We start from the raw sequence: 25118 nt of genomic DNA, 5'->3' as shown, positions 1-25118 counted from the left end.
TAATCTAGTGGTCTATCTCAGTTCATCGGGATGGTAATAGCCATCCTATGATTAAGATGAATAGCTCTGTAGCAGCCTCTTAGAATTATTTGGACATAATAATGGCGTTAAGCTGTTCGGTTATCCGCTATGTTTTAGTGTGTATCTAGTTTTATTTACCTATTTTCTAACGTTACTCAGAGTTTTACTCTGATGGTAAATCTTTTGTTGTCAAATTTTACAGCGATAAAGTTTTGAAGCTTTCATAAAATAGTAAAACTTCACATGGTGAATTTTACACTTTACCCTCATTCAATTGTTTCAATGTGCGAGTAGTTGTGCCACTTGAACCCTTAAAACGCGAGATTATTTTTCTTATCTAACAATCGAACATCTGTTTTAAACGATTTTTTGTTCCTGCCCTTATTGTAATTTTATTACGTAATAAGTTACGTTTTGCTGGGCGGAGGTAAACGAGAGTTTGAAACGGAATAAAACTTTGAATTTAACGATGTGTTAACTTTGACTCTTTAATTGCAATGGCTTATCGGGTAATGTTTATCTTGAGTTTATTGGTTTGTTTAGTGCTTGTTGTTCTTTGGCTTGTTGATGGATTAAGTCAAGTTAATAAACACGACATACCAATAATATAACCATATGATTATCGTGTTTTTGTGGTTCTAAAATTACAAATGATACACAAGGATACTATTTAAGGAAGGATGCCATGCTTGCTCAAACCCCCGATAAATCGTCCTTAGCCATTGAAAATGCTAAGCATCACGAGCAATTAATTGTTAAAGGGGCTCTATCCTCTGAACATAGCGCTATTTTCCCTGTTGAAGCCCAAACCTTTTTAGCTGAGTTGTGCCATCACTTTGCGTCGCGAGTGAATACGTTACTGAATGAGCGCGAACAGCAACAGATGCGTATTGATCAAGGCCATTTGCCAGATTTTTTAGAGCGAACCATCGATATTCGTGAAGGCAGTTGGAAAGTCCTTGGTATTCCTAATGATCTGCAAGATCGAAGAGTGGAAATTACTGGTCCAACGGATCGTAAAATGGTCATTAATGCACTCAACGCTAACGTGAAAGTCTTCATGGCAGATTTTGAAGATTCGATGTCTCCCGCTTGGGATAAGTTGCTTGATGGACAAATTAACTTACGTGATGCGGTGAATGGCACCATCAGTTATCGCAATCCTGACAATGATAAAGTCTATCAACTTAAAAAAGACCCTGCCGTATTGATTTGTCGAGTTCGAGGGCTGCATTTACAAGAAAAGCATGTGCTATTTGCTGAGCAAGCGATTCCTGGAGCTTTGTTTGATTTTGCTTTGTATTTTTTCAATAACTATAAAGCGTTATTGAAAAAAGGCAGCGGTCCTTATTTCTATTTACCGAAGCTCCAAGCTTACCAAGAAGCGCAATGGTGGAGTGATGTTTTTCATTTTACAGAAGATTATTTTGGTTTAGAAACAGGGACGATAAAAGCGACGGTACTGATTGAGACTTTACCTGCGGTGTTTCAGATGGATGAAATCCTCTTTGCTCTTAAAGAACACATTGTGGGGCTTAACTGTGGTCGCTGGGATTATATCTTTAGCTACATTAAAACCTTGAAAAAACACCCTGATCGCGTATTGCCTGACCGTCAAGTCGTGACAATGGATAAGCCATTTTTGAATGCTTACTCACGTTTGCTGATCTATACCTGCCATCGACGTGGCGCTTTTGCCATGGGAGGCATGGCGGCCTTTATTCCGTCCAAAGATCCCGCTCTCAACGCTCAAGTACTGGAAAAAATCCGTCATGACAAAATGCTCGAAGCGAAGAATGGTCATGATGGGACTTGGGTGGCTCATCCTGGATTAGCGGATACCGCTATGGAGGTCTTCAATCAAGTGCTGGGTGAGCGTCGTAATCAATTGGATGTGACTCGCTTATCGGATGCGCCAATCCGTGCAGAAGAGTTGCTTGCTCCTTGTGATGGTCCGCGTAGCGAACAAGGTATGCGACACAATATTCGTGTTGCTTTGCAATACGTCGAAGCGTGGATTTCTGGGAATGGCTGTGTGCCTATTTATGGCTTGATGGAAGACGCTGCAACCGCAGAAATTTCTCGCGCTTCAATTTGGCAATGGATTCAGCACGGTAAAACCTTAGATAACGGACAGGTGGTCACGAAAACGTTATTTCGTGATTACTTAGCTCAAGAAATTGAAGTCGTTAAAGCTGAAGTCGGAGAAGCCCGTTTTGAACAAGGCCGGTTTACCGAAGCGGCTGAATTGATTGAACGTCTCACCACCAGTGACGATCTCGGTAACTTTTTAACCATCCCGGGCTACGACTATTTGGCGTAGAACGGCCTTAACCAATAATAAATAACAGTAACGTGAAACCGAACTTCAAAGCTCACTGAATCGAAGTGAGTGGCGAAAAGGACGATATCGGCGTGTGCCATCAGCCACGCGAAACCAATGATAAGAGGGATAGATCATGACATTAACTCGCCGCCAACAAATCGAAGCATTAGAAAAAGATTGGGCTACCAATCCACGTTGGAAACACGTCAAACGTACTTACAGTGCAGAAGATGTCGTTAACTTACGTGGCTCAGTGACACCTGCGAATACTATTGCCCAGCGTGGTGCAGATAAATTATGGGCATTGGTTAACGGCAGTTCCAAAAAGGGCTATGTTAACTGTCTTGGTGCTTTAACGGGCGGACAAGCGGTACAGCAAGCTAAAGCGGGTATTGAAGCCATCTATCTTTCTGGCTGGCAAGTCGCGGCGGATAATAATACCGCTGGGACGATGTATCCTGATCAATCGCTTTATCCAGTTGATTCGGTTCCTAGCGTTGTTAAACGAATCAATAATGCGTTTCGTCGTGCCGATCAAATTCAATGGTCAAATGGTAAATCTCCACAAGATGAAGGGGGGATCGATTACTTTTTGCCAATAGTCGCGGACGCAGAAGCGGGGTTTGGCGGTGTACTGAATGCTTATGAACTGATGAAATCGATGATTGAGGCTGGAGCGGCTGGGGTTCACTTTGAAGACCAATTAGCATCGGTGAAAAAGTGTGGTCACATGGGGGGCAAAGTACTGGTTCCCACTCAAGAAGCGGTGCAAAAATTGGTCGCTGCACGCTTGGCTGCTGATGTCTCTGGAACAACCACGTTGGTGATTGCTCGAACCGATGCTAACGCCGCGGATCTATTAACGTCAGATTGTGATCCTTATGATGCTGACTTTATTGTTGGTGAGCGTACCGCTGAAGGCTTCTATCGTGTTCGTGCTGGGATTGACCAAGCGATTTCTCGTGGTTTGGCCTACGCTCCTTACGCTGACTTAATTTGGTGTGAAACCGCTAAACCCGATTTAGAAGAAGCCAGGCAGTTTGCTGAAGCGATTCATGCTCAGTACCCTGATCAACTCTTGGCCTACAACTGTTCGCCATCGTTTAACTGGGAGAAAAATCTTGATGCAGAAACGATTGCTAAATTCCAGCAAGAATTGGCGAACATGGGTTATAAATACCAGTTTATCACTTTAGCTGGCATCCATAATATGTGGTTTAACATGTTTGAACTTGCCCATGCTTATGCTCAAGGTGAAGGGATGCGTCATTATGTTGAAATGGTTCAGCGTAAAGAGTTTGCCGCCGCCGAGAAAGGCTATACGTTTGTTGCCCACCAACAAGAAGTGGGAACGGGATATTTTGATAAAATGACCAATACGATTCAAGGTGGTCAATCGTCAGTCACTGCGCTAACCGGTTCAACTGAAGAAGAGCAGTTCTAACTTCTGCATGGTGATAATCCGATGACGTAAAGTTGCAGTGAACACTGCAACTTTAATAAATTTATCGCATCAATCGATTATCTGAGTGATAGCAAGTTATCTGAAAAATAAAAAGAGCAAGGGTATTGATCACCATGCTCTTTTTTATTTATCCATCTATTCTATCGGCTAGCTATTGGCCTGTTATAAAACGTCTTGTTCAAAGTCATTGTCAGTATCGACTTCATCAGGCTCGCTGTTTTCTTGCAATTCCAGCAAGTTGATAGCAATAGCGACGAAGTCGCTATCGGTAATAATCCCAACTAACTCGCCTTTGCTGACTACCGGTAAGCAGCCAACCTTATGTCGTTGCATGTAGATGGCGCTTTCTTTTAATCCAGCTTGTGGGGCGACCGACATGACGCCAGTGTGCATGACTTCATACAAAGGGGTCGTTTCGGTATGCGAGGTATCGGTGATTTTATTGTACAGACTGGACTCTTGTGCTGCTAATACATCACGATGAGTAATAATCCCTAATAATCGACGGTTAGCATCAACAATAGGAATATGACGAATATCCAATGCTTCCATCATATTTCGGGCGTCGGCTATTGTGTGGGTACGCAACAAAGTATGTGGGTTGCGAGTCATCATGTCTTCAACTTTGATCATAACCAACTCCTTTTCTTTTTGATGATCGGTAACCAAGTTAGCTTGCCAATGAACGTAAAGTGGCGTGTGGTTTGTTGATATTCAGTATAGGTTTGTTTGTAGCAAATATCTGAGAGTTAAGTCAGTTTTTGCTGGTAACTCTAGCGGAGAAGTTGCAAAGTCACTTTTGATTACAATCCTTATTTGATTGAACATGTACTGGCCGCTGACAATCCTGTATCTTGCCGATGCTTGGGTATATACTGTTGCGCCGCGAAATAAACCGTCGCTAACCTTATCAATAACCAAGAAAGAGCCATGCAAGTTTCAGATTTTCACTTTGACCTCCCAGATGAGCTAATTGCTCGTTATCCGAAAGCGCAGCGTACTGATAGTCGATTACTGCGATTAAATGGCACCACCGGTGAACGGATTGATGGCACATTTACCGATGTACTGCACTATATCGAACCGGGTGACTTATTGGTCTTTAACAATACTCGTGTCATCCCTGCTCGTCTATTTGGCCGTAAGGCCAGTGGAGGCAAACTAGAAGTATTGGTTGAGCGTATGCTTGATGAGCACTCAATCTTAGCTCATGTTCGTTGTTCCAAGCCGCCTAAACCGGGGACGGAATTGTATCTGGGTGAGCAGGACCAATATTTAGCGACCATGGTTGCACGCCATGATGCCTTGTTTGAGATTCGATTTAATGCCCAGCAAACGGTTTTGGAAATCTTAAACCATATTGGTCATATGCCTTTGCCGCCATACATTGATCGTCCCGATGAAGAAACCGATAAAGAGCGCTATCAAACGGTTTATAATCAAAAGCCGGGCGCCGTTGCTGCACCAACAGCAGGGCTACATTTTGACCAAGCATTATTGGATCAAATTCAAGCCAAAGGCGTTGAGTTTGCCTATGTGACTTTGCATGTCGGCGCGGGTACTTTCCAACCGGTGCGCGTGGAAAATATTCATGATCACCATATGCATGCTGAATACGTTGAAGTACCAGAAGAAGTGGTCGCGGCGATTGCAGCGACCAAGGCTCGTGGTGGCAGAGTGATTGCGGTTGGGACAACCTCGGTGCGTTCTTTAGAGAGCGCAGCGCAAGATGCACTTGCGAAAGGCACAGCGTTAGCGCCTTTTTTTGGTGATACGGATATTTTTATTTTTCCTGGTTATCAATATCAATTGATTGATGCATTGATCACCAATTTTCATTTACCAGAGTCGACGCTGATTATGTTGGTCAGTGCCTTTGCTGGTTATGAGCACACTATGGCTGCTTATCAGCATGCGGTAGAGCAGAAATATCGCTTCTTCAGCTATGGCGATGCGATGTTCATTGAAAAAAATCAGGCTTAAGCTTGATCCCTTAATATCGTCAGACTGTTTCTCTGACATTGGAGGCTTTGTGAAGTTAACGTTCGAACTGAAAAAGAAAAATGGCAATGCGCGTCGAGGTCAGTTGACCTTTGAGCGTGGCACCGTACAAACCCCGGCCTTTATGCCCGTCGGTACTTATGGCACAGTAAAGGGCATGACCCCAGAAGAAGTCAAAGAAACGGGGGCTGAAATATTGCTTGGCAATACGTTCCATCTTTGGCTGCGTCCCGGTCAAGAAGTGATGAAAATGCATGGCGATTTGCATGACTTTATGAATTGGCAAGGCCCAATCCTGACCGATTCCGGCGGTTTCCAAGTCTTCAGTTTGGGGGATATTCGCAAAATCACCGAAGAGGGGGTGCATTTTCGCAACCCTGTTAATGGTGACAAAATCTTTATGGATGCCGAAAAATCGATGGAAATCCAAAAAGATTTAGGTTCAGATATCGTAATGATTTTCGATGAATGTACGCCTTATCCTGCGACGCATGAAGAAGCGAAAAAGTCGATGCAAATGTCATTGCGTTGGGCGCAGCGCTCTCGTGACCATTTTGACAAGCTCAACAATACCAATTCGTTGTTTGGGATTGTTCAAGGTGGGGTATATGAAGATTTGCGTGATGAGTCAGTGAAAGGATTGACCCAAATCGGTTTTGATGGTTATGCCGTCGGTGGTCTTGCGGTTGGGGAACCGAAACCAGATATGCATCGCATTTTGGAGCATACGTGCCCACAACTGCCGGAAGATAAGCCTCGCTACTTAATGGGCGTGGGCAAGCCAGAAGACTTAGTGGAAGGGGTGCGTCGTGGCGTCGATATGTTTGACTGTGTGATGCCAACGCGAAATGCTCGTAACGGCCACCTATTTGTGACTGGTGGTGTGATCAAGATCCGTAATGCAGTACATAAAACGGATACAACACCACTCGATCCACATTGTGACTGTTACACTTGCAAAAATTATTCTAAATCGTACTTGCACCATTTGGATCGTTGTAACGAGATCCTTGGCGCTCGTCTGAATACCATTCACAATCTCCGTTATTATCAACGGTTGATGGAAAGTATTCGTAAAGCGATAGATGAAGATCGCTTTGATCAATTTGTAGAAGCGTTTTACGCACGTCGTCAACGCGAAGTGCCGCCTTTACAAGTCGAACAAGCGTAATAGCAAGCACTGAGATGGATTTATCTTGAAGAGCTTATTGATAGCTTGAATTTGTCTCAGTGCGGCCCAATACCTATAAACATTACAAACAATAACTTAGAGGACGTTTCTCAATGAGTCTAATTTCTGTAGCACACGCAGCAGGTGAAGGTGCATCACAGGGTGGTGGTTTCGAAATGCTGATCATGCTTGGCATGTTTGCGGTGATTTTCTATTTCATGATTTACCGCCCACAGTCTAAACGAGTGAAAGAGCATAAAAGCCTAATGGCCTCAATGGCGAAAGGTGATGAAGTCTTAACCAGTGGTGGTTTAGTGGGAAGAATCACGAAAATTGCTGATGATAACGATTTTATCTCTGTTGAATTGAACAACAACAACGAAGTTGTGATTAAAAAAGACTTCGTTTCTGCCGTGTTACCAAAAGGTACACTTAAATCTTTGTAAAACAGCTAGAGGATCCTCGCTGTGCTAAACCGTTATCCGTTATGGAAGTACTTAATGGTCGTGTTTGCCATTACCATTTCTGCTTTATACGCACTTCCTAATCTTTACGGTGAAGATCCGGCTATTCAAGTTACAGGGGCGCGTGGCGCCTCTGTAGATATGTCAACGCTGGATGCTGTCACCCAAGCGCTCGATAAAGCGCAACTCTCTCATAAATCCATTGCTTTCGAAAATGGCTCAATTTTGGTGCGTTTTAATGACACAGATACCCAAATCAGTGCTCGTGACATCATTAATGAAGCTTTAGGCAATGATATCATTGTTGCGCTGAACTTAGCGCCTTCCACTCCTCGTTGGCTAGAATCCATTGGCGCAGCGCCTATGAAACTTGGCCTTGATTTACGTGGTGGGGTTCACTTTTTGATGGAAGTGGACATGGATGCGGCAATGGAGCGATTAGTTAGTCAACAAGAAGAAGCTTTTCGTAGTGAATTGCGTGACGAAAAGATTCGCTACCGTGCGATCCGCAGTCAAGCGGATTCTGTTGAGATCATTTTACGCGATGCCGCTCAGCTTGAAGACACTCGCCGTCTATTAGAGGCGAATCATCGTGATATGAACTTTACCGCTTCTGATCGTGATGGGCGCTTCCTTTTGGTGGCCAAATTTACAGACGCCCGTTTACAAGAAATTCGCAACTACGCCGTTGAGCAAAATATCACTATTTTACGTAATCGTGTCAATGAGTTAGGGGTTGCAGAACCTTTGGTTCAGCGTCAAGGCGCGAGTCGGATTGTGGTTGAACTGCCTGGCGTACAAGATACTGCTCGTGCTAAAGAAATTTTAGGTGCGACAGCAACCCTTGAGTTTCGTGAAGTCGATGCCACCGCTGATCTAGCTGCGGCGGCGGCGGGCAGAGTGCCTGCTGGTAGTGAAATTAAACTGGATCGTGATGGTCGTCCTGTTGTTTTAAAGCGCCGGGTCATTTTGGGTGGTTCCAGTATTACTGACGCCAGTTCAAGTGCCGACGAATACGGTCGTCCACAGGTCAATATTTCTCTTGATAGTGAAGGTGGCAGTAAGATGTCGGCTTTCTCAAGAAATAATATTGGCAAACTAATGGCCACGGTTTTTGCTGAATATCGAGACAGTGGTGAAAGAACGGCTGACGGTCGAGTGATTTTAGAAAAGCATGAAGAAGTGATTAACCAAGCGACGATTCAGTCAGCATTGGGGCGTAATTTCCGAATCACTGGCATCAACTCGGCGGCAGAAGCTCAGAACTTAGCTTTATTACTACGTGCAGGTGCATTAATCGCACCGATTTCGATCGTTGAAGAGCGAACGATTGGCCCGTCAATGGGACAACAGAATATCGATATGGGTATTCAAGCCTGTATTTGGGGCTTGTTTGCGGTGATGATCTTTACTGCACTGTACTATCGTACGTTTGGCTTGATCGCTAACTTAGCTTTGTTAACCAACTTAGTGCTGATTATCGGCATTATGTCGATGATTCCCGGAGCAACGATGACCTTACCTGGCATTGCCGGTATTGTGTTAACTGTTGGTATGGCAGTGGATGCTAACGTACTGATCTTTGAACGTATTCGTGAAGAGTTACGTGAAGGTCGTAATCCGCAACAAGCCATCCATCAGGGGTATGCGAACGCGTTTAGTACTATTGCGGATGCGAACATCACGACGCTTATCACTGCGATTATTTTATTTGCGGTGGGTACTGGTGCGATCAAAGGTTTCGCTGTTACCTTATCAATTGGTATCTTAACGTCGATGTTTACCGCAATTATCGGTACGCGTTGTGTGGTTAACCTGCTGTATGGCGGGAAACGTATCAATAAATTGTCGATCTAAGGCTAGGAATCATTATGTATCAAATTCTGAAAGCAGAGAAAACGATCGACTTTATGCGTTGGTCAAAGTTTACGTTTGTCTTATCGTTATTGATGATTAGCGCGTCAATTTTTACCTTATCCACCAAATGGTTAAATTGGGGATTGGACTTCACTGGCGGAACACTGATAGAAGTGGGTTTTGCAGAACCGGCGAATCTGGAGAAAATTCGCCATGCTCTTGATGAGCGTGGATTTGGTGATGCAACGGTACAAAACTTTGGTTCAGCACGTGATGTTATGGTCCGTTTGCGCCCTCGTGAAGGGGTTGCAGGAGAAACGCTTGGTAACCAAATTCTTAATGCCATTAAAGAGGGAACGGGTGAAAGCGTTGAGATGCGCCGGATCGAGTTTGTTGGTCCTAACGTTGGCGATGAGCTGGCAGAGGCGGGGGGCTTAGCCATTTTAGCCTCACTGATCTGTATTTTGCTCTACGTTTCAATGCGTTTTGAATGGCGTTTAGCTTCTGGAGCCGTATTATCTCTTGCTCACGATGTCATCATCACTTTAGGTATTTTTTCGTTACTGCAAATCGAAATTGATTTAACGATTGTCGCTGCCTTATTGACGGTGGTCGGTTATTCGTTGAACGATACGATTGTGGTTTTTGACCGTATTCGTGAGAACTTCCGTAAGTTGCGCAAAGGCGATTCAGCGGAAGTGATGAATAGCTCCATTACGCAAACGCTGAGTCGGACGTTAATTACTTCAGGAACGACCTTGTTTGTGGTGATTGCACTATTTGTCCAAGGTGGCGCTAATATTCATGGTTTTGCTACCGCATTACTACTCGGGATCACCGTTGGTACTTATTCTTCTATCTACGTTGCTTCTGCGTTAGCGTTAAAACTTGGTATTACCCGTGAACACCTGATTCCACCAGTGGTGGAAAAAGAGGGGGTTGAGTTGGATGAATTGCCTTAAGGGTGATATTCCTCTTAAGCAATAACTAAAAAAACCGCTGAATATTCAGCGGTTTTTTATCACACTCACATCAGTTATTGATCAATAGCCGTTGCTTGACGACAGAGCGGTTATTTAAAAATAGCACTATTTCCGTTTTCACGGATGTGTTGCAAAATCGCTTTGACGCCACGAGGACTTGAACCGACAATATTGCCCGATTGCATGTAATTAGTACCACCAGCAAAATCGGTCAGAATTGCTCCAGCTTCACGAGCGATCAATTCGCCTGCCGCCATATCCCATGGTTTTAAACCCAGTTCAAAGTAACCATCAACACGGTTAGCCGCCAAATAACACAGATCTAAAGCGGCTGACCCAGTGCGACGAAAATCGGCACACTCAACAAACAATGAAGAAATAATTTTCAGGTAAGATTCAGAGTGCTGCTTTTGCTTAAATGGGAAACCAGTTGCAAGGATAGCGCCTTGCAAATCTTTCAATGGCTTAACGCGAATACGACCATTGTTTAATTGAGCGCCAGAGCCGCGTTGAGCAGTAAATAGTTCATTTAACATTGGGTCATAAACACAGGCAACTTCGGTGCGACCGTTCATTCTTACGGCAATCGATACCGCAAAATGAGGGATACCTTTCACGAAGTTATTGGTTCCATCCAGTGGGTCGATGATCCATTGTACGTCTTTATCTTTACCTTCGATAAGACCGCCTTCTTCGGCAATAATGCAGTGCTCAGGGTAAGAGCTTTGGATGGTAGCAATGATTAGCGCTTCGGCTTCTTTGTCGACATTAGTAACAAAGTCATTGCTTCCTTTTTGAAAGGATTCAATTTTGTCAGCGTTTTCTAGAGATTTAGCAATATGGTTACCTGCTTTTCGCGCAGCGCGAATAGCAATGTTTAGCATTGGATGCATACGAGTTTCCCAACGGATGTTAAAGAACGAAAAAAGCGGAGCGTATTATAGCAAAATCGTACCAAAAAGGAAGTGGTTATTTTTTATGCGCTTAATGGCTCTGCTAATAAAGGGCCTGCTCATTTCATTTTGCTTTATGCTATTATCTGGCGATTAACGCCAAGTAACTGCTCTTTTATTCATTATCCCTAGGTTACTGAGCCAATCCTTCAAGCCAATTCAATACCGTCAATTTTAAGATGATGCTTATCGTCGATAATAATTAGCGAGTGAGTATCACTATCGACGGCGAAATGAGCGATAAACTGATGGTAAATGAACGTCATGTTAGACAATGTTAAAATCGTTTTAGTAGGCACTTCACATTCTGGGAATATTGGCTCAGCCGCCAGAGCGATGAAAGTGATGGGCTTAAGCCAGATGGTGCTGGTGGCTCCTGAATGTGCAGTGGATGCTCAAGCAATAGCGTTAGCGGCTGGTGCCAGTGATATTGCGTTAAATGCGCAGGTCGTCAGTACGTTGAGTGAGGCCGTCGCTGAGTGTGGGTTAGTTGTTGGTAGCAGCGCCCGCTCACGCACATTAGAGTGGCCGATGCTTGACCCTCGTCAGTGTGGTGAGCAATTTGCGCTTGAAGCTCAAAAACACGCGGTTGCTGTAGTATTTGGCCGTGAAAGAACGGGCTTAACCAACGAGGAATTACAGCTTTGTCATTATCATGTGTGCATTCCTGCCAACCCTGAATACAGCTCATTAAACTTAGCGATGGCCGTGCAAACGTTATGCTATGAGATTCGCGTTGCTCACTTAACTCAGCAACAGAGTGAATTTTCATCCCCATCGGTGGCTGACTATCCTCGTCATCAAGAGTTGGACCGATTTTATCAGCATCTAGAACGAGTATTACTGGAAAGTGAGTTTATCTCTCCTTCACAACCCGGGCAGGTAATGAACAAGCTCCGTCGATTATTCAGTCGAGCTCGTCCAGAATCACAAGAAATTAATATCTTACGCGGTGTATTGACTGCGGTAGAGAAAAAAATGCGTCAGCCTTAATTATCACTAATCACCTGATTAACTTAAGGTTAAATACCTGAGTAATTTAGCCAATTAAATACTTGACTGGTTTAGTAGGGTATGGAAGAATTCCAACCACATAATCGATGTGGATATGGTGTAATATGAGATTAACATCTAAAGGAAGATACGCGGTAACGGCCATGTTAGATGTGGCGCTAAATTCGCAACAAAACCCAGTACCGCTAGCGGACATTTCAGAGCGACAAGGTATTTCTCTGTCTTATCTAGAGCAGCTTTTTTCTAAGTTACGCAAAGCTGGTTTGGTCGCCAGTGTGCGAGGCCCAGGTGGTGGTTATCGTTTAGGTGCAGAAGCAAGCACCATTTCTATTGGTACGGTCATTGCCGCGGTAGATGAATCTGTCGATGCGACGAAGTGTCATGGTAAAGGTGATTGCCAAGGTGGCACTCGTTGTCTCACTCATACCTTGTGGTGTGATCTCAGTTCTCGTATTAGTGACTTCTTAAATAACATCACTCTCGGTGAGTTGATGGTTGATAATGAAGTCTTACAAATTTCTGACCGTCAAGGTATGAACCTTGCGGCGAACCAAGGGAGTGGCCATAAGCATTCTCAATCTGTCACTATTGGTGCAGCCTCCTTTGGTCTTAACGTTCGCTCATAGCGGCAATGTTTACACTGGAGTAAAAAATGAAACTGCCTATTTATTTAGACTATTCGGCTACATGTCCGGTTGATCCGCGTGTTGCCGAAAAGATGATTCAGCATATGACGATGGATGGGACGTTTGGTAATCCGGCCTCTCGATCGCACCGTTATGGCTGGCAGGCAGAAGAAGCGGTGGATACGGCGCGTGAACAAGTTGCTGAACTTATTCATGCTGATCCGCGTGAGATTGTTTTTACTTCAGGGGCGACCGAGTCGAATAACTTGGCGATTAAAGGTGCGGCGCATTTTTACGCTAAACAAGGTAAGCACATCATCACCTGTAAAACTGAGCATAAAGCGGTATTGGATACCATGCGCCAGCTTGAATGTGAAGGTTTTGAGGTGACTTATCTTGATCCTGACCATCGTGGATTAATTGATATAAACCAATTACAAGACGCAATGCGTGAGGACACAGTGTTAGTCTCCGTAATGCATGTCAATAATGAAATAGGTGTGATTCAGGATATCACCGCGATAGGAGAGCTGTGCCGTGAGCGAAATATTATCTTTCACGTCGATGCTGCTCAATCAGCGGGGAAAGTCGAGATCGACGTGCAAACGATGAAAGTCGATCTTATCTCACTCTCAGCGCATAAAATTTATGGTCCTAAAGGTATTGGCGCTCTCTTTGTGCGTCGCAAACCGCGTATTTATCTTGAAGCACAGATGCATGGCGGTGGTCATGAGCGCGGTTTCCGTTCAGGAACGTTAGCGACCCATCAAATTGTTGGGATGGGAGAAGCGTTTAGCATCGCTAAACAAGAGATGGAACATGATTATCAGCATGCTAAAACTTTGCGTGACCGTTTACTTAATGGCATACAAGACATCGAAGCCGTAAGTATTAACGGTGATCTAGAGCAGCGTGTTCCTCATAATCTTAATCTCGGTTTTGCTTTTGTCGAAGGCGAATCGTTGTTAATGGCGCTGAAAGATCTTGCGGTCTCTTCAGGCAGTGCTTGTACGTCTGCTAGCTTAGAGCCTTCTTATGTATTGCGTGCGCTGGGTTTGGATGATGAGTTAGCACATAGCTCGCTTCGTTTTTCATTTGGCCGTTTTACAACCGTAGAAGAAATAGATTATGCAATAGAACATATTCGTAGTGCTGTCACTCAATTGCGTAATATGTCGCCTTTGTGGCAAATGCACAAAGAAAGCGCAACGATATAGTAGGTAGCGAACCATCAAATCAGTGTTGAGTTAACAATTTTAAGCAAAATAAGCGGACCTAATGGTCCGTTTTTTTATCCAGTGGGTATTTTTACGCGACAAAATGTTAACATCGTTAGGTTGATTATTCGTTGTGATTCAGATATATCCGAGAGTAGTTATTCTCAACTCGTTACTAGAGCGGTAATCGCGCGGTAGTGTAACGGAACAATGGAATATATCTATTAAGGCCACACCATATAGGACAAGGAGAAACCATGTCTACACAGATGCCTGTATTTATTAGTCTAGAATCAGCCCAGCCTCAGTGGGGAGAAAAAGCCCTCGTATCATTTACAGAGCAAGGCGCGACCATTCATTTATCGAAAGAGAATGATCTCAATGCCATTCAGCGTGCTGCGCGTAAATTAGATGGCCAAGGATTGCGTTCATTACATTTATCCGGTTCCGCATGGACTTTGGAAACGATCTGGGCATTTTACCAAGGTTACCGTGATCCTAAAAAGAAAAATACCTTGCAGTGGGAATCGTTAGCTGCCGCTGATCAAGCGGAACTTGAAGCACGGATTAAAGCGGCGGATTGGACACGCGATATTATCAATAAAAGTGCTGAAGAAGTGGCTCCTCGTCAATTAGCGACCATGGCTGCCGAGTTTATTAAGTCATTAGCTCCGGATCACGTCTCTTATCGAATTGTAAAAGACAAAGACCTATTGACGGAAAACTGGGAAGGCATTTATGCGGTAGGGCGAGGCTCTGAGCGCACTTCTGCCATGTTGCAATTAGACTACAACCCAACGGGCGATGATAATGCCCCTGTATTTGCCTGCTTAGTCGGCAAAGGCATTACCTTTGACTCTGGTGGCTATAGTTTAAAACCGTCTAATTTCATGTCTTCGATGAAAGCGGATATGGGCGGAGCAGGAACCATCACCGGAGCCCTTGGTCTGGCTATCATGCGTGGCTTAAATAAACGCGTTAAGCTCATTTTGTGTTGTGCTGAGAACATGGTATCTGGCCGTGCATTAAAATTGGGTGATGTGATCACCTATAAAAACGGCAAAACCGTTGAAATTATGAATACTGACGCAGAAGGGCGGTTAGTTTTAGCCGATGGTTTGATTTACGCTTCAGAGCAAAAACCACAATTGATCATCGATTGTGCCACCCTAACGGGAGCTGCAAAAAATGCGTTGGGTAATGACTATCATGCATTGCTGAGTTTTGATAAAACTTTGAGTCAACAAGCGCTCGATGCGGCTAAAGAGGAAAATGAGGGATTATGGGCACTGCCATTAGCTGATTTTCACCGTGATATGTTGCCCTCGAACTTTGCTGATCTCTCTAATATTTGTTCTGGTGATTATTCACCGGGTGCAAGTACGGCAGCGGCTTTCTTATCCTACTTTGTTGACGATTACCATCAAGGCTGGCTACATGTTGATTGCGCGGGAACGTATCGTAAATCCGCTAGTGATAAATGGGCCGCAGGGGCAACAGCGATGGGCGTTAAGACCGTCGCGCGTATTTTATTGGATCAGGCCAAATAATGATTAATTAAGGGGCAGTCGTTTGCCCCGTTTTATACCCATTGTTTTTGCTGGGGTAGTGCTATTGACGGCGTTGATGAGTCTATTTCTATCTTGGCCTGATTAGCTCGCAGATTAGCCACAGTAAGCCGTTGGGGAGTGGTTCAATAAGCCTTACTATTATTATCAAAATGTAAAAAGGACATCTTATGGCTCTTGAAAGAACGTTTTCAATTATCAAGCCTGACGCGGTAAAGCGTAACTTGATTGGCGAGATTTACCATCGCATAGAAAAAGCTGGGTTGAGAATTATCGCAGCCAAAATGGTTCATTTAACCGAAGATCAAGCGAGTGGCTTTTATGCTGAGCACGAAGGGAAAGCCTTCTTTAATGACCTAAAAGCCTTTATGACATCAGGTCCGATCATGGTTCAGGTGTTAGAAGGAGAAAATGCGATTGTTCGTTACCGTGAATTAATGGGCAAAACCAATCCTGAAGAAGCGGCTTGTGGTACGATTCGCGCCGATTATGCGCTGAGTATGCGTTATAACTCCGTGCATGGCAGTGATAGTCCGGCTTCCGCAGCTCGTGAAATTGAGTTCTTTTTTCCCGAAGCTGAAATTTGCCCGCGCAGTGAGTGATTTGCCGTAGAACAAAAATACCATCATCAAGACTCAGATCTGGATGGTTTATGGCTTTACCTCACTATAAAGTAAACGTTAAGCTGTTGGTAAATAGTTCATATCCATATCTATTTGTAATCCCTGATAAGTCATATCTCATCAGGGATTTATCATCGACCAGAACCGCTTTCCTATCCCGATAATGTCGTAAAAAATTCAGGGTTTTACTGTGCTTGTTGTCACTGAATAAAGGCTGTACAATTCGCGCCCTTAATTCTAGTTCCATTTTGGAGAGGCCACATGACCACTGAAAAAGTCAATCTGCTCGATTTTGATCGCAAAGGCTTACGTACTTATTTCGCAGAAGAATTGGGTGAAAAAGCGTTTCGAGCTGATCAAATCATGAAGTGGATTTATCACTTCGGTTGTGATGACTTCGAAAAAATGACCAACATTAACAAAAACCTACGTGAGAAATTACAGACTCATTGTGAGATTCGAGCGCCTTACGTTTCTGATGCTCAATACTCCAGTGATGGCACGATAAAATGGGCGATGCGAGTGGGGGATCAAGATGTTGAAACCGTCTATATCCCCGAGGAAGATCGCGCTACATTATGTGTCTCTTCACAAGTTGGTTGTGCGCTGGAATGTAAGTTTTGTTCAACCGCCCAGCAAGGGTTTAACCGTAATTTACGCGTTTCGGAAATTATTGGTCAGGTTTGGCGTGCTGCACGTGAAATTGGTTTGGAAAAAGAAACGGGCCGCCGTCCGATCACTAACGTAGTAATGATGGGTATGGGTGAGCCGTTGCTCAATATGAAAAACCTCATTCCTGCGTTAGAAATTATGCTTGATGATCTCGGTTTTGGTTTATCGAAACGTCGCGTAACGGTCTCTACTTCAGGTGTCGTTTCTGGTTTAGATCAAATGACCGGGCAAATTGACGTGGCATTAGCGATTTCACTTCATGCACCTAACGATAAATTACGCAGCGAAATTATGCCTATTAATGATCGTTGGGATATTCAAGATTTCCTTGCTTCAGTGCGCCGTTATATTGCCTCTTCTAACGCTAATCGCGGTAAAGTGACTGTTGAATATGTTTTGTTGGATCATGTCAATGATGGCACGGAACATGCGCATGAGTTGGCTCAGTTGATGAAAGGAACACCTTGTAAAATTAACTTGATTCCGTTTAATCCTTATCCAGGCTCACCGTATAAAAAACCCAGTAACTCACGCATTGATCGTTTTCAAAAAACCTTAATGCAATATGAGCATACGGTGACAATACGTAAAACGCGTGGTGATGATATTGACGCTGCTTGCGGCCAGTTGGTTGGTGATGTAATAGACAGAACCAAACGGACGAAATTAAAGCAGCAGCCGGAGCAGATTATTCCCGTAAAAACCTTATAAACCTTTTTAACAACGCCAGCCTTTTCGCTGGCGTTGTTGTTAAGAGAAAACCGCTAAACAAGTCGAGTTAGATTTTGAGTTTATAAGCCAAGGGATGTTCAGTTTTTATCGGTCATAGAGCACCTTGATAGAATCATGCTATTAACTGAAACAGGCTGCGTAAGGTGTTTTGATGCATAGTTGGATTCTTAGTTCACAGTGGCAAATTATGGCTTTTTTATGTCAATTTAACGAAAAATCTTGACCTAGCTGTAATTTCTTTTTCAAATCAATGTTGTTTACCGCCTAAGATCCATTAGAATGAATTAATGATAGCCCATTCGATGTAGCGGTCGAATCAAACAAACGTGATATCCAAATTAGTTGATGAGTAATAATGCAATTTCCTCGCTGTATAAGCAAAATCAGTACGGAAGTCGGCGTTATTGAAACTTAAGTGAATTGGATGAAACCATTTTCCCTGTTGGAGCCCTGAGAACCTAAACGCGACTAACGAATAGAGACAAAAATAACAGCGTAGGCTTCGGCTCGAACACGAATAAAAGAGATTGATAGCGCGGATGAATACACAACAAGAGACCATCGTTGAAGAAACGCCGAACGTTCAACAACCCGGCACACTGCTTAAGCTTAAACGAGAAGCTTTAGGGTTGAGTCAAAAGCAGGTGGCTGATCGCTTACGATTGCGGGTAGCGATTATTCGCAATATTGAAGATAACCAATTTGATTCTGATTTAGTGGCCACTTTTACTCGTGGTTATCTGCGTTCTTACGCTAAAGCCGTCGGACTTTCGGCTGCTGAAGTCGTCGAAGCTTATGAGGTGCACTATGTGATTGAGCCTCAAGAGCAGAAGATGCAAAGTTTTTCTAAAAAAACCAAGCGTGATCAGCACGATAGCCGTATCATGTTGATCACTTGGGTTATTGTATTGGTGATTATTGGTATGTCATCACTGTGGTGGTGGCAGAATAACCAACACAATAATCTCACGTCGTCGAGTGAGCGCAGCTCACTGATTACTGAGCAAAATAGCCAGCGTCCTTTAGCAACGGTCGATCCAGTTTTAGATCAGTTGCCGACGGTCAGTGAGCTTACTGCTGATAACGATGCCTCAGTTGCCGAGCAATCAGAAAGTGAATCCGTTAACGACAGTGCTGTTGAGCCTGTTTTAGAGGTTGAGCCATCCATCACATCCGCAGTGACAGAAAATACTCCTGTCAACGCTGACGAGAGTAATTTACTGAGCATGACTTTTAGCGCCGACTGTTGGATTCAAGTTAAAGATGCCACAGGCAAAACATTGTCTACTGGCGTTAAAAAAGCCGGTCAATCGGTCAATGTGCGTGGTGAAACCCCAATTAGTGTCATTCTTGGAGCACCAGAAGGTGTTTCTGTCACATTTGCGAGTGAACCTGTCGACCTTTCTGGGTATACTTCAGGCAGAGTAGCTAGATTCACCTTACCTTAGACGAAATTATGCAACACAAGTCTCCTATTAAGCGTCGCCCCTCTACACGTATTTATGTGGGTAACGTACCTATTGGCGATGGCGCGCCTATCGCCGTACAATCCATGACCAACACCAGAACCACAGATGTGGCTGCGACCGTCGCTCAAATAAAAGCGTTGGAGAAAGTGGGCGCAGATATTGTCCGCGTTTCCGTTCCAACCATGGATGCTGCTGACGCATTCAAGTTAATTAAGCAACAGGTCTCGATTCCTTTAGTGGCAGATATTCATTTTGACTATCGAATCGCTTTAAAAGTGGCCGAGTATGGTGTTGATTGTTTACGGATTAACCCTGGCAATATCGGTAATGAAGCTCGGATTCGCTCGGTCGTTGACTGTGCTCGTGATAAAGGCATTCCGATTCGAATTGGTGTTAATGGTGGTTCATTAGAAAAAGATCTGCAGCTTAAATATGGCGAACCAACACCCGAAGCTTTGGTTGAATCTGCGATGCGCCACGTCGATATTCTCGACAGACTAAACTTTGATCAATTCAAAGTCAGTGTCAAAGCTTCGGATGTGTTTCTAGCAGTGGATTCTTATCGCTTACTGGCCAAACAAATTGATCAACCTCTTCATTTAGGGATCACCGAAGCGGGCGGTGCCCGAGCGGGGGCTGTTAAATCGGCTGTTGGCTTAGGAATGCTATTAGCAGAAGGTATTGGTGACACGTTACGGATTTCTTTAGCAGCCGATCCTGTTGAAGAGATTAAAGTCGGTTTTGATATTCTGAAATCACTGCGTATTCGCTCGCGTGGGATCAATTTTATCGCTTGTCCAAGTTGTTCTCGTCAGGAATTTGATGTGATAAGTACGGTCAACGCACTTGAGCAGCGTTTAGAAGATGTGTTAACTCCAATGGATGTCTCGATCATTGGTTGTGTTGTCAATGGCCCTGGTGAAGCGGAAGTCTCTCACTTAGGATTGGCTGGCAGTAATAAAAAAAGTGCTTTCTACGAAGATGGTGTTCGTCAGAAAGAGCGCTTTGATAACGATGATCTCGTTGCTCAGCTCGAAGCTAGAATCCGCTCAAAAGCGGCTCAATTAGACACGAAAAATCGTATTGCTATTCAGCAAATCGAGCAAGATTAACCTCACGATATTACGGTAAATATTTTGGCAAAGACTATTCAAGCAATTCGAGGCATGAACGACTGCCTCCCTACTCAATCTCCACTTTGGCAAAAAGTGGAGAACGCAGTTAAAAATGTCGTTAGTGCCTATGGCTATAGCGAAGTGCGTATGCCTATCGTTGAAATGACGCCACTTTTTAGCCGTGCTATTGGTGAAGTGACCGATGTGGTCGAAAAAGAGATGTATACGTTTGCGGATCGTAATGGCGATAGCTTAAGCCTTCGTCCTGAAGGAACAGCCGGTTGCGTTCGTGCCGGAATTGAACATGGGTTGCTGTACAATCAAGAGCAGCGTTTATGGTATATCGGACCAATGTTCCGTCATGAGCGTCCTCAGAAAGGTCGTTATCGTCAGTTCCATCAATGTGGCGTTGAAGTATTTGGTATCGATGGGCCAGATGTTGATGCAGAGCTGATCATGATGACAGCACGGCTATGGCGTGAACTTGGCATTGCTGAGCATGTGCGACTAGAGCTTAATTCGATTGGTTCATTGGCGGCTCGCGCTGATTATCGCAGTGCATTGATTGAGTATTTAGAGCAACATCAAGATGTATTAGATGAAGATTGCAAACGTCGCATGTATACCAATCCATTGCGTGTTCTGGATAGTAAAAATCCAGACGTTCAAGCGATACTTGGTGATGCGCCCGAATTGGCCGACTACTTAGATGCCGAGTCGAAACAACATTTTAGCGGTTTGTGTGAACTTCTTGACGCGGCAGGTATCGAATACACCGTTAATCAACGTTTAGTGCGTGGATTAGATTATTACAATCGAACGGTTTTTGAATGGATAACAGAAAGCTTAGGCTCACAAGGCACCGTGTGTGGCGGTGGACGTTATGACGGCTTGGTTGAACAGCTTGGAGGGAAGGCGACTCCGGCTGTTGGTTTTGCTATGGGGCTTGAGCGTCTGGTATTGATGATGGAAACCCTAGGTAATACAGACGTGCGGCGTAGCGTAGACGTTTATATTGTCACCGCTGGTGAAGGTACCACCATGGCAGGTATGAAGCTTGCGGAACAGTTGCGTGAGCAAGTTCCAGGTTTACGCGTGATGAACCACTGTGGCGGTGGTAACTTCAAAAAACAATTTAAACGCGCAGATAAAGTCGGTGCTGCGGTGGCTCTGGTACTTGGTGAAGACGAGATCGCTGAAAAAACCGTAGTACTAAAAGATTTACTTGGTGGTCAACAAACCACGTTATCTCAAACTGACATTGCTAGCCAATTGGCTCATCTCGTTTAAACGCACGTTTTTGAGATTTCTTATTTAAGAGGACAGGAAGTGGAACTCTACGATACCGAAGAACAACAAGTTGAAGCGATCAAAGATTGGTGGAAAGAGAACGGTAAGGCCGTTCTCCTTGGTGCTGTGCTTGGTCTTGGCGGTTTGTTTGGATGGCGTTATTACCAACATTCAACCACGACAGGTCAAGAAACAACGTCTGAAACGTATAGCAAAGCAATCGCTAACTTTTCAGCTAAAGGGGCGCAAGCTGAGTCTGATTTACAGCATTTTATCGATAATCATCAGAAATCGGAGTATGCCGTTTTAGCGGCGATGCAGCTTGCTAAAGCACAAGCTGATGCTGGACAGTTTGATGAGGCGTTAGCACAACTTGAATGGGCTAAGAAGTCCACGAAAGACGCGGCATTAACACCTGTGATCGCATTTCGCATTGCACGTTTACAGGCCGAACAGCAACAATTTGATGCCGCTCTAGCTGAACTAACAACGATTACTGAGGCCAGTTGGGCTGCGCGTGTCGCTGAATTACGTGGTGATATAGCATTACGTAAAGGAGATAAAGACGCGGCTTATGCAGCCTATTCACAAGCTCAACAATCGAGTAATGCTAGCCAGACATTGCAACTGAAACTTGATGATCTAGCCAGATAAGGGCATCTGTTGATGAAAAAAATATTCAACAAAGTGCTTTTGTCTGCGGCCGTAATCGGTTTGTTAGGCGGATGTGCTGGGGAAGAAGAAAATATCATTATGGCTCCACTACCCAGTGTGAGTAGTGAATTTACGCCTCAACCCATTTGGAGTAATTCGGTTGGTCGGGGAGTCGGTCATTTTTTCTCTAATCTGACTCCTGAATACGCTTATGGCAAAGTATTTGTCGCCAGTCGTGACGGTGAAGTAAAAGCACTTGATCCCAATGATGGGAAAACATTATGGCGTGTTAATGTAAGACAAGATATGCCAGCTCGTTTATCTGGAGGCATTGTTGCGGCTTACAATCAGCTGTTTATTGGCAGTGAAAACGGTCAAGTATTAGCTTTAGATGCGGAAACGGGCGAGCTGAATTGGCGAGCTGACGTAGCCGGTGAAGTACTGGCTTCGGTTGCGACAGACAGTAACCTAGTGATTGTCAATACCAGCCGAGGCATATTGCTTGCGTTAGACAGTACTAATGGTGTTCAAAAATGGACTATCAGTACTGAGGTGCCAAGTTTAACCTTACGTGGCGATAGTCGGCCAGTGACTGCTTCTGGTGGTGTTTTTTGGGGGACGTCTAACGGCCGTCTCGCTGCGGCGATTATTGAGCGTGGCCAATTAATTTGGCAACAACCGATAGGACAGCCGCAAGGTGCCACTGAAATTGATCGCTTGGTGGATGTCGATGCCGCTCCGTTGATCATCGGAGCTAATCTCTATGCCATCGGTTTTAACGGGCAGTTGATTTCGATTGATTTGCGTTCCGGTAGTGCGGTATGGAAACGCAATTATTCATCAACGACTGATATGGCTAGTGATGGTCGCCGTCTGTTTTTAGTCACGGATAAAGATCATGTTGTTGCCGTTGATGCTCGCAGTGGTACGGAGCTATGGCAGAATAGTCAGCTAGAGCATCGTTTATTAACAGCACCGAAATTGATTGATGGCTATTTGGTCGTTGGAGATAGTGAAGGGTATCTTCACTGGTTGGATCGCAATAGTGGTGAATTTGTTGCTCAACAATTCGTCAGCAAAAGCGGTTTTGCTGTCGGTCCTCTTGCGCTTGACGATGGTTACTTGATTATCTCGCGAGATGGTAAAATAAAGAAACTGACTATCACTCAATAAATCGTGATATAATTCACATTCGGCTCCTGGCTGTACACAGCTAGGGGCCGTTTTGCTGCAATAAACCTTGAGTTTGTATACCCAAATGTGTTTGTCATACTAAACTTTAGTACCGAGTAGCAAAATCATTTGAGTATAATTACATAAGAAAGAATTATTATTGAGGTTGTTATGATACCTGTTGTTGCTCTTGTTGGGCGTCCCAATGTAGGTAAATCGACGCTATTTAACCGGCTCACCCGTACACGAGATGCACTGGTAGCGGACTTCCCCGGTTTAACCCGCGACAGAAAATATGGCCAAGCAAAATTAGGTGAAAACGAATTCATCGTGATTGATACCGGTGGTATTGATGGTACAGAAGAAGGCGTTGAAACCAAAATGGCTCAACAATCATTGGCGGCGATCGATGAAGCGGACGTCGTGTTATTTATGGTTGATGGCCGTGCTGGGTTAACTTCCGCTGATGAAGCTATTGCTCAGCATTTACGCCGTATTGAGAAAAACGCAATTTTGGTTGTGAATAAAGTTGACGGTATTGATGCTGATGCGGCCTGTGCTGAATTTTGGCAGCTCGGGATGGGATCGCAGATGTACCAAATTGCCGCAGCTCATGGCCGAGGCGTTGCTGTTCTGATCGATCGTGCGTTGAATCCACTTGCTGAGCAGATGAACGAAGAACTACAGAGTCTAGAAGATCTGACAGAGTTTGTGGATACTGATGAACCCGAGCAGTTGGAATATACCGAAGAAGAAGCGGAAGCAGAATTTAAACGGTTACAAGATCAACCGATTAAACTGGCTATTATTGGTCGGCCTAATGTTGGTAAATCAACACTGACAAACCGTATTTTAGGCGAAGAACGGGTTGTGGTTTATGATATGCCCGGCACTACACGCGACTCGATTTATATTCCAATGCAGCGTGATGATCGTGAGTATGTTTTGATTGATACCGCGGGTGTTCGCCGTCGCAAAAGTATCAATGAAACGGTAGAAAAATTTTCTGTCGTCAAAACGCTAAAAGCGATAGAAGATGCTAACGTTGTGTTGTTAGTGATCGATGCTCGCGAAAATATCTCCGACCAAGATTTAAGTTTACTCGGTTTTACCTTAAATGCTGGGCGTTCTGTGGTCATAGCGATCAACAAATGGGATGGCTTAAGCAATGATACCAAAGAGCGCGTTAAAAAAGAGTTAGATCGCCGCTTAGGGTTTGTTGATTTTGCTCGTATCCATTTTATCTCAGCCCTACATGGTACTGGTGTCGGACATCTTTTTGAGTCGGTGCAAGAAGCTTATCGTTCTGCAACGACACGAGTGGGAACTTCAGTATTAACTCGTATCATGAAAATGGCGACTGATGATCACCAGCCACCATTGATTCGTGGTCGACGCGTTAAATTGAAATACGCTCACGCGGGTGGCTACAATCCACCAATCATCGTTATTCATGGTAACCAAGTGAATGAATTACCTCATTCTTATAAGCGTTATCTAATGAATTATTACCGGAAATCATTAGAAATCATGGGGACACCAATCCGGATTCAGTTCCAAAGCAGCGAAAACCCGTTTGAGAACAAAATCAATAAGATGACGTTGTCTCAGGAACGTAAACGTAAGCGTTTAATGAACATGGTAAAAGATCGTCGAAAATAGACTGATACTGATATTTTATAAAAGCCCAAGCCCATAGCTTGGGCTTTTTTATTCTTTTTCGT

Annotated in this window: 21 protein-coding genes; 19 read left to right on the top strand and 2 right to left on the bottom strand. The window is 44.2% G+C overall.

Annotated features, from left to right (window positions below; all coding sequences use genetic code 11):
• The first annotated feature begins 706 nt into the window (after positions 1 to 706).
• Together aceB and aceA are read left to right on the top strand one after the other, a co-directional pair.
• Positions 707 to 2344 (top strand): malate synthase A, encoded by a 1638-nt coding sequence (gene aceB, locus BSR11_RS01755; protein ID WP_072668781.1) that lies wholly within the window; start codon positions 707 to 709, stop codon positions 2342 to 2344.
• A 136-nt stretch (positions 2345 to 2480) separates the two neighbouring features.
• Complete coding sequence (gene aceA, locus BSR11_RS01750; RefSeq protein ID WP_072668780.1) at positions 2481 to 3791, top strand: isocitrate lyase; 1311 nt, start codon at positions 2481 to 2483, stop codon at positions 3789 to 3791.
• A gap of 183 nt (positions 3792 to 3974) precedes the next feature.
• On the opposite strand, the gene BSR11_RS01745 is transcribed toward aceA, so the two are convergent.
• Complete coding sequence (locus BSR11_RS01745; protein WP_072668779.1) at positions 3975 to 4445, bottom strand: CBS domain-containing protein; 471 nt, start codon at positions 4443 to 4445, stop codon at positions 3975 to 3977.
• Positions 4446 to 4742: 297 nt separating this feature from the next.
• Between BSR11_RS01745 and queA the strand changes: the two genes are divergently transcribed.
• The 5 genes from queA to secF all read left to right on the top strand — a co-directional run bounded on the left by queA (position 4743) and on the right by secF (position 10267).
• Positions 4743 to 5795: a tRNA preQ1(34) S-adenosylmethionine ribosyltransferase-isomerase QueA gene (gene queA, locus BSR11_RS01740; protein WP_072668778.1), complete on the top strand. Its 1053-nt coding sequence runs from the start codon at positions 4743 to 4745 to the stop codon at positions 5793 to 5795.
• A 49-nt stretch (positions 5796 to 5844) separates the two neighbouring features.
• Positions 5845 to 6984 (top strand): tRNA guanosine(34) transglycosylase Tgt, encoded by a 1140-nt coding sequence (gene tgt, locus BSR11_RS01735; RefSeq protein ID WP_072668777.1) that lies wholly within the window; start codon positions 5845 to 5847, stop codon positions 6982 to 6984.
• A 113-nt stretch (positions 6985 to 7097) separates the two neighbouring features.
• Complete coding sequence (gene yajC / locus BSR11_RS01730; RefSeq protein WP_072668776.1) at positions 7098 to 7430, top strand: preprotein translocase subunit YajC; 333 nt, start codon at positions 7098 to 7100, stop codon at positions 7428 to 7430.
• 21 nt (positions 7431 to 7451) lie between these two features.
• Complete coding sequence (gene secD / locus BSR11_RS01725; RefSeq protein WP_072668775.1) at positions 7452 to 9305, top strand: protein translocase subunit SecD; 1854 nt, start codon at positions 7452 to 7454, stop codon at positions 9303 to 9305.
• Positions 9306 to 9319: 14 nt separating this feature from the next.
• Positions 9320 to 10267 carry a protein translocase subunit SecF gene (gene secF, locus BSR11_RS01720; RefSeq protein WP_072668774.1) on the top strand — a complete coding sequence of 316 codons (948 nt, stop codon included), beginning with the start codon at positions 9320 to 9322 and terminating at the stop codon, positions 10265 to 10267.
• A gap of 110 nt (positions 10268 to 10377) precedes the next feature.
• On the opposite strand, the gene suhB is transcribed toward secF, so the two are convergent.
• Entirely contained in the window at positions 10378 to 11181 is an 804-nt protein-coding gene (suhB, locus tag BSR11_RS01715; RefSeq protein ID WP_072668773.1) for an inositol-1-monophosphatase, read from the bottom strand.
• A 324-nt stretch (positions 11182 to 11505) separates the two neighbouring features.
• Here suhB and trmJ point away from each other — a divergent pair, with 324 nt between their 5' ends.
• The 12 genes from trmJ (at position 11506) to der (ending at position 25056) form a co-directional block, all read left to right on the top strand.
• Positions 11506 to 12234: a tRNA (cytosine(32)/uridine(32)-2'-O)-methyltransferase TrmJ gene (trmJ, locus tag BSR11_RS01710; RefSeq protein WP_072668772.1), complete on the top strand. Its 729-nt coding sequence runs from the start codon at positions 11506 to 11508 to the stop codon at positions 12232 to 12234.
• A 125-nt stretch (positions 12235 to 12359) separates the two neighbouring features.
• Positions 12360 to 12881 carry a Fe-S cluster assembly transcriptional regulator IscR gene (gene iscR / locus BSR11_RS01705; RefSeq protein WP_072668771.1) on the top strand — a complete coding sequence of 174 codons (522 nt, stop codon included), beginning with the start codon at positions 12360 to 12362 and terminating at the stop codon, positions 12879 to 12881.
• A 26-nt stretch (positions 12882 to 12907) separates the two neighbouring features.
• On the top strand, positions 12908 to 14098 hold the full coding sequence (locus BSR11_RS01700; RefSeq protein WP_072668770.1) for an IscS subfamily cysteine desulfurase: 1191 nt from the start codon (positions 12908 to 12910) through the stop codon (positions 14096 to 14098).
• A gap of 257 nt (positions 14099 to 14355) precedes the next feature.
• Positions 14356 to 15648 carry an aminopeptidase PepB gene (gene pepB, locus BSR11_RS01695; RefSeq protein WP_072668769.1) on the top strand — a complete coding sequence of 431 codons (1293 nt, stop codon included), beginning with the start codon at positions 14356 to 14358 and terminating at the stop codon, positions 15646 to 15648.
• A 188-nt stretch (positions 15649 to 15836) separates the two neighbouring features.
• A complete protein-coding gene (gene ndk / locus BSR11_RS01690; RefSeq protein ID WP_072668768.1) occupies positions 15837 to 16268 on the top strand; it encodes a nucleoside-diphosphate kinase in 432 nt (143 codons plus the stop codon).
• A 282-nt stretch (positions 16269 to 16550) separates the two neighbouring features.
• Positions 16551 to 17672: a dual-specificity RNA methyltransferase RlmN gene (gene rlmN / locus BSR11_RS01685; protein ID WP_072668767.1), complete on the top strand. Its 1122-nt coding sequence runs from the start codon at positions 16551 to 16553 to the stop codon at positions 17670 to 17672.
• Positions 17673 to 18232: 560 nt separating this feature from the next.
• The gene (locus BSR11_RS01680) at positions 18233 to 19141 is read left to right on the top strand and encodes a RodZ domain-containing protein (protein WP_072668766.1); all 909 of its coding nucleotides are present in this window, start codon (positions 18233 to 18235) and stop codon (positions 19139 to 19141) included.
• Between the two features lie 8 nt (positions 19142 to 19149).
• Positions 19150 to 20274, top strand: coding sequence for a flavodoxin-dependent (E)-4-hydroxy-3-methylbut-2-enyl-diphosphate synthase (gene ispG / locus BSR11_RS01675; protein WP_072668765.1), 1125 nt, complete (start codon positions 19150 to 19152; stop codon positions 20272 to 20274).
• 24 nt (positions 20275 to 20298) lie between these two features.
• Complete coding sequence (hisS, locus tag BSR11_RS01670; RefSeq protein ID WP_072668764.1) at positions 20299 to 21567, top strand: histidine--tRNA ligase; 1269 nt, start codon at positions 20299 to 20301, stop codon at positions 21565 to 21567.
• 39 nt (positions 21568 to 21606) lie between these two features.
• The gene (locus BSR11_RS01665; RefSeq protein ID WP_072668763.1) at positions 21607 to 22221 is read left to right on the top strand and encodes a YfgM family protein; all 615 of its coding nucleotides are present in this window, start codon (positions 21607 to 21609) and stop codon (positions 22219 to 22221) included.
• Between the two features lie 12 nt (positions 22222 to 22233).
• Positions 22234 to 23394 carry an outer membrane protein assembly factor BamB gene (bamB, locus tag BSR11_RS01660; protein ID WP_072668762.1) on the top strand — a complete coding sequence of 387 codons (1161 nt, stop codon included), beginning with the start codon at positions 22234 to 22236 and terminating at the stop codon, positions 23392 to 23394.
• 171 nt (positions 23395 to 23565) lie between these two features.
• Positions 23566 to 25056 (top strand): ribosome biogenesis GTPase Der, encoded by a 1491-nt coding sequence (der, locus tag BSR11_RS01655; RefSeq protein WP_072668761.1) that lies wholly within the window; start codon positions 23566 to 23568, stop codon positions 25054 to 25056.
• Positions 25057 to 25118: the final 62 nt, after the last annotated feature.

Origin of the sequence: Vibrio injensis (assembly GCF_001895205.1) — a bacterium.
GTDB lineage: Bacteria > Pseudomonadota > Gammaproteobacteria > Enterobacterales > Vibrionaceae > Vibrio > Vibrio injensis.
Note: the sequence above shows the minus strand (reverse complement) of the source record. Positions and strands in the feature narration are given on the sequence as shown.

What these genes read in the sequence shown, in the direction of transcription:
- aceB (WP_072668781.1), top strand. Translation starts at nt 707, where the DNA reads ATGCTTGCTCAAACCCCCGATAAATCGTCCTTAGCCATTGAAAATGCT.
- aceA (WP_072668780.1), top strand. Translation starts at nt 2,481, where the DNA reads ATGACATTAACTCGCCGCCAACAAATCGAAGCATTAGAAAAAGATTGG.
- BSR11_RS01745 (WP_072668779.1), bottom strand. Translation starts at nt 4,445, where the DNA reads ATGATCAAAGTTGAAGACATGATGACTCGCAACCCACATACTTTGTTG.
- queA (WP_072668778.1), top strand. Translation starts at nt 4,743, where the DNA reads ATGCAAGTTTCAGATTTTCACTTTGACCTCCCAGATGAGCTAATTGCT.
- yajC (WP_072668776.1), top strand. Translation starts at nt 7,098, where the DNA reads ATGAGTCTAATTTCTGTAGCACACGCAGCAGGTGAAGGTGCATCACAG.
- secF (WP_072668774.1), top strand. Translation starts at nt 9,320, where the DNA reads ATGTATCAAATTCTGAAAGCAGAGAAAACGATCGACTTTATGCGTTGG.
- suhB (WP_072668773.1), bottom strand. Translation starts at nt 11,181, where the DNA reads ATGCATCCAATGCTAAACATTGCTATTCGCGCTGCGCGAAAAGCAGGT.
- trmJ (WP_072668772.1), top strand. Translation starts at nt 11,506, where the DNA reads ATGTTAGACAATGTTAAAATCGTTTTAGTAGGCACTTCACATTCTGGG.
- iscR (WP_072668771.1), top strand. Translation starts at nt 12,360, where the DNA reads ATGAGATTAACATCTAAAGGAAGATACGCGGTAACGGCCATGTTAGAT.
- BSR11_RS01700 (WP_072668770.1), top strand. Translation starts at nt 12,908, where the DNA reads ATGAAACTGCCTATTTATTTAGACTATTCGGCTACATGTCCGGTTGAT.
- pepB (WP_072668769.1), top strand. Translation starts at nt 14,356, where the DNA reads ATGTCTACACAGATGCCTGTATTTATTAGTCTAGAATCAGCCCAGCCT.
- ndk (WP_072668768.1), top strand. Translation starts at nt 15,837, where the DNA reads ATGGCTCTTGAAAGAACGTTTTCAATTATCAAGCCTGACGCGGTAAAG.
- rlmN (WP_072668767.1), top strand. Translation starts at nt 16,551, where the DNA reads ATGACCACTGAAAAAGTCAATCTGCTCGATTTTGATCGCAAAGGCTTA.
- BSR11_RS01680 (WP_072668766.1), top strand. Translation starts at nt 18,233, where the DNA reads ATGAATACACAACAAGAGACCATCGTTGAAGAAACGCCGAACGTTCAA.
- ispG (WP_072668765.1), top strand. Translation starts at nt 19,150, where the DNA reads ATGCAACACAAGTCTCCTATTAAGCGTCGCCCCTCTACACGTATTTAT.
- bamB (WP_072668762.1), top strand. Translation starts at nt 22,234, where the DNA reads ATGAAAAAAATATTCAACAAAGTGCTTTTGTCTGCGGCCGTAATCGGT.
- der (WP_072668761.1), top strand. Translation starts at nt 23,566, where the DNA reads ATGATACCTGTTGTTGCTCTTGTTGGGCGTCCCAATGTAGGTAAATCG.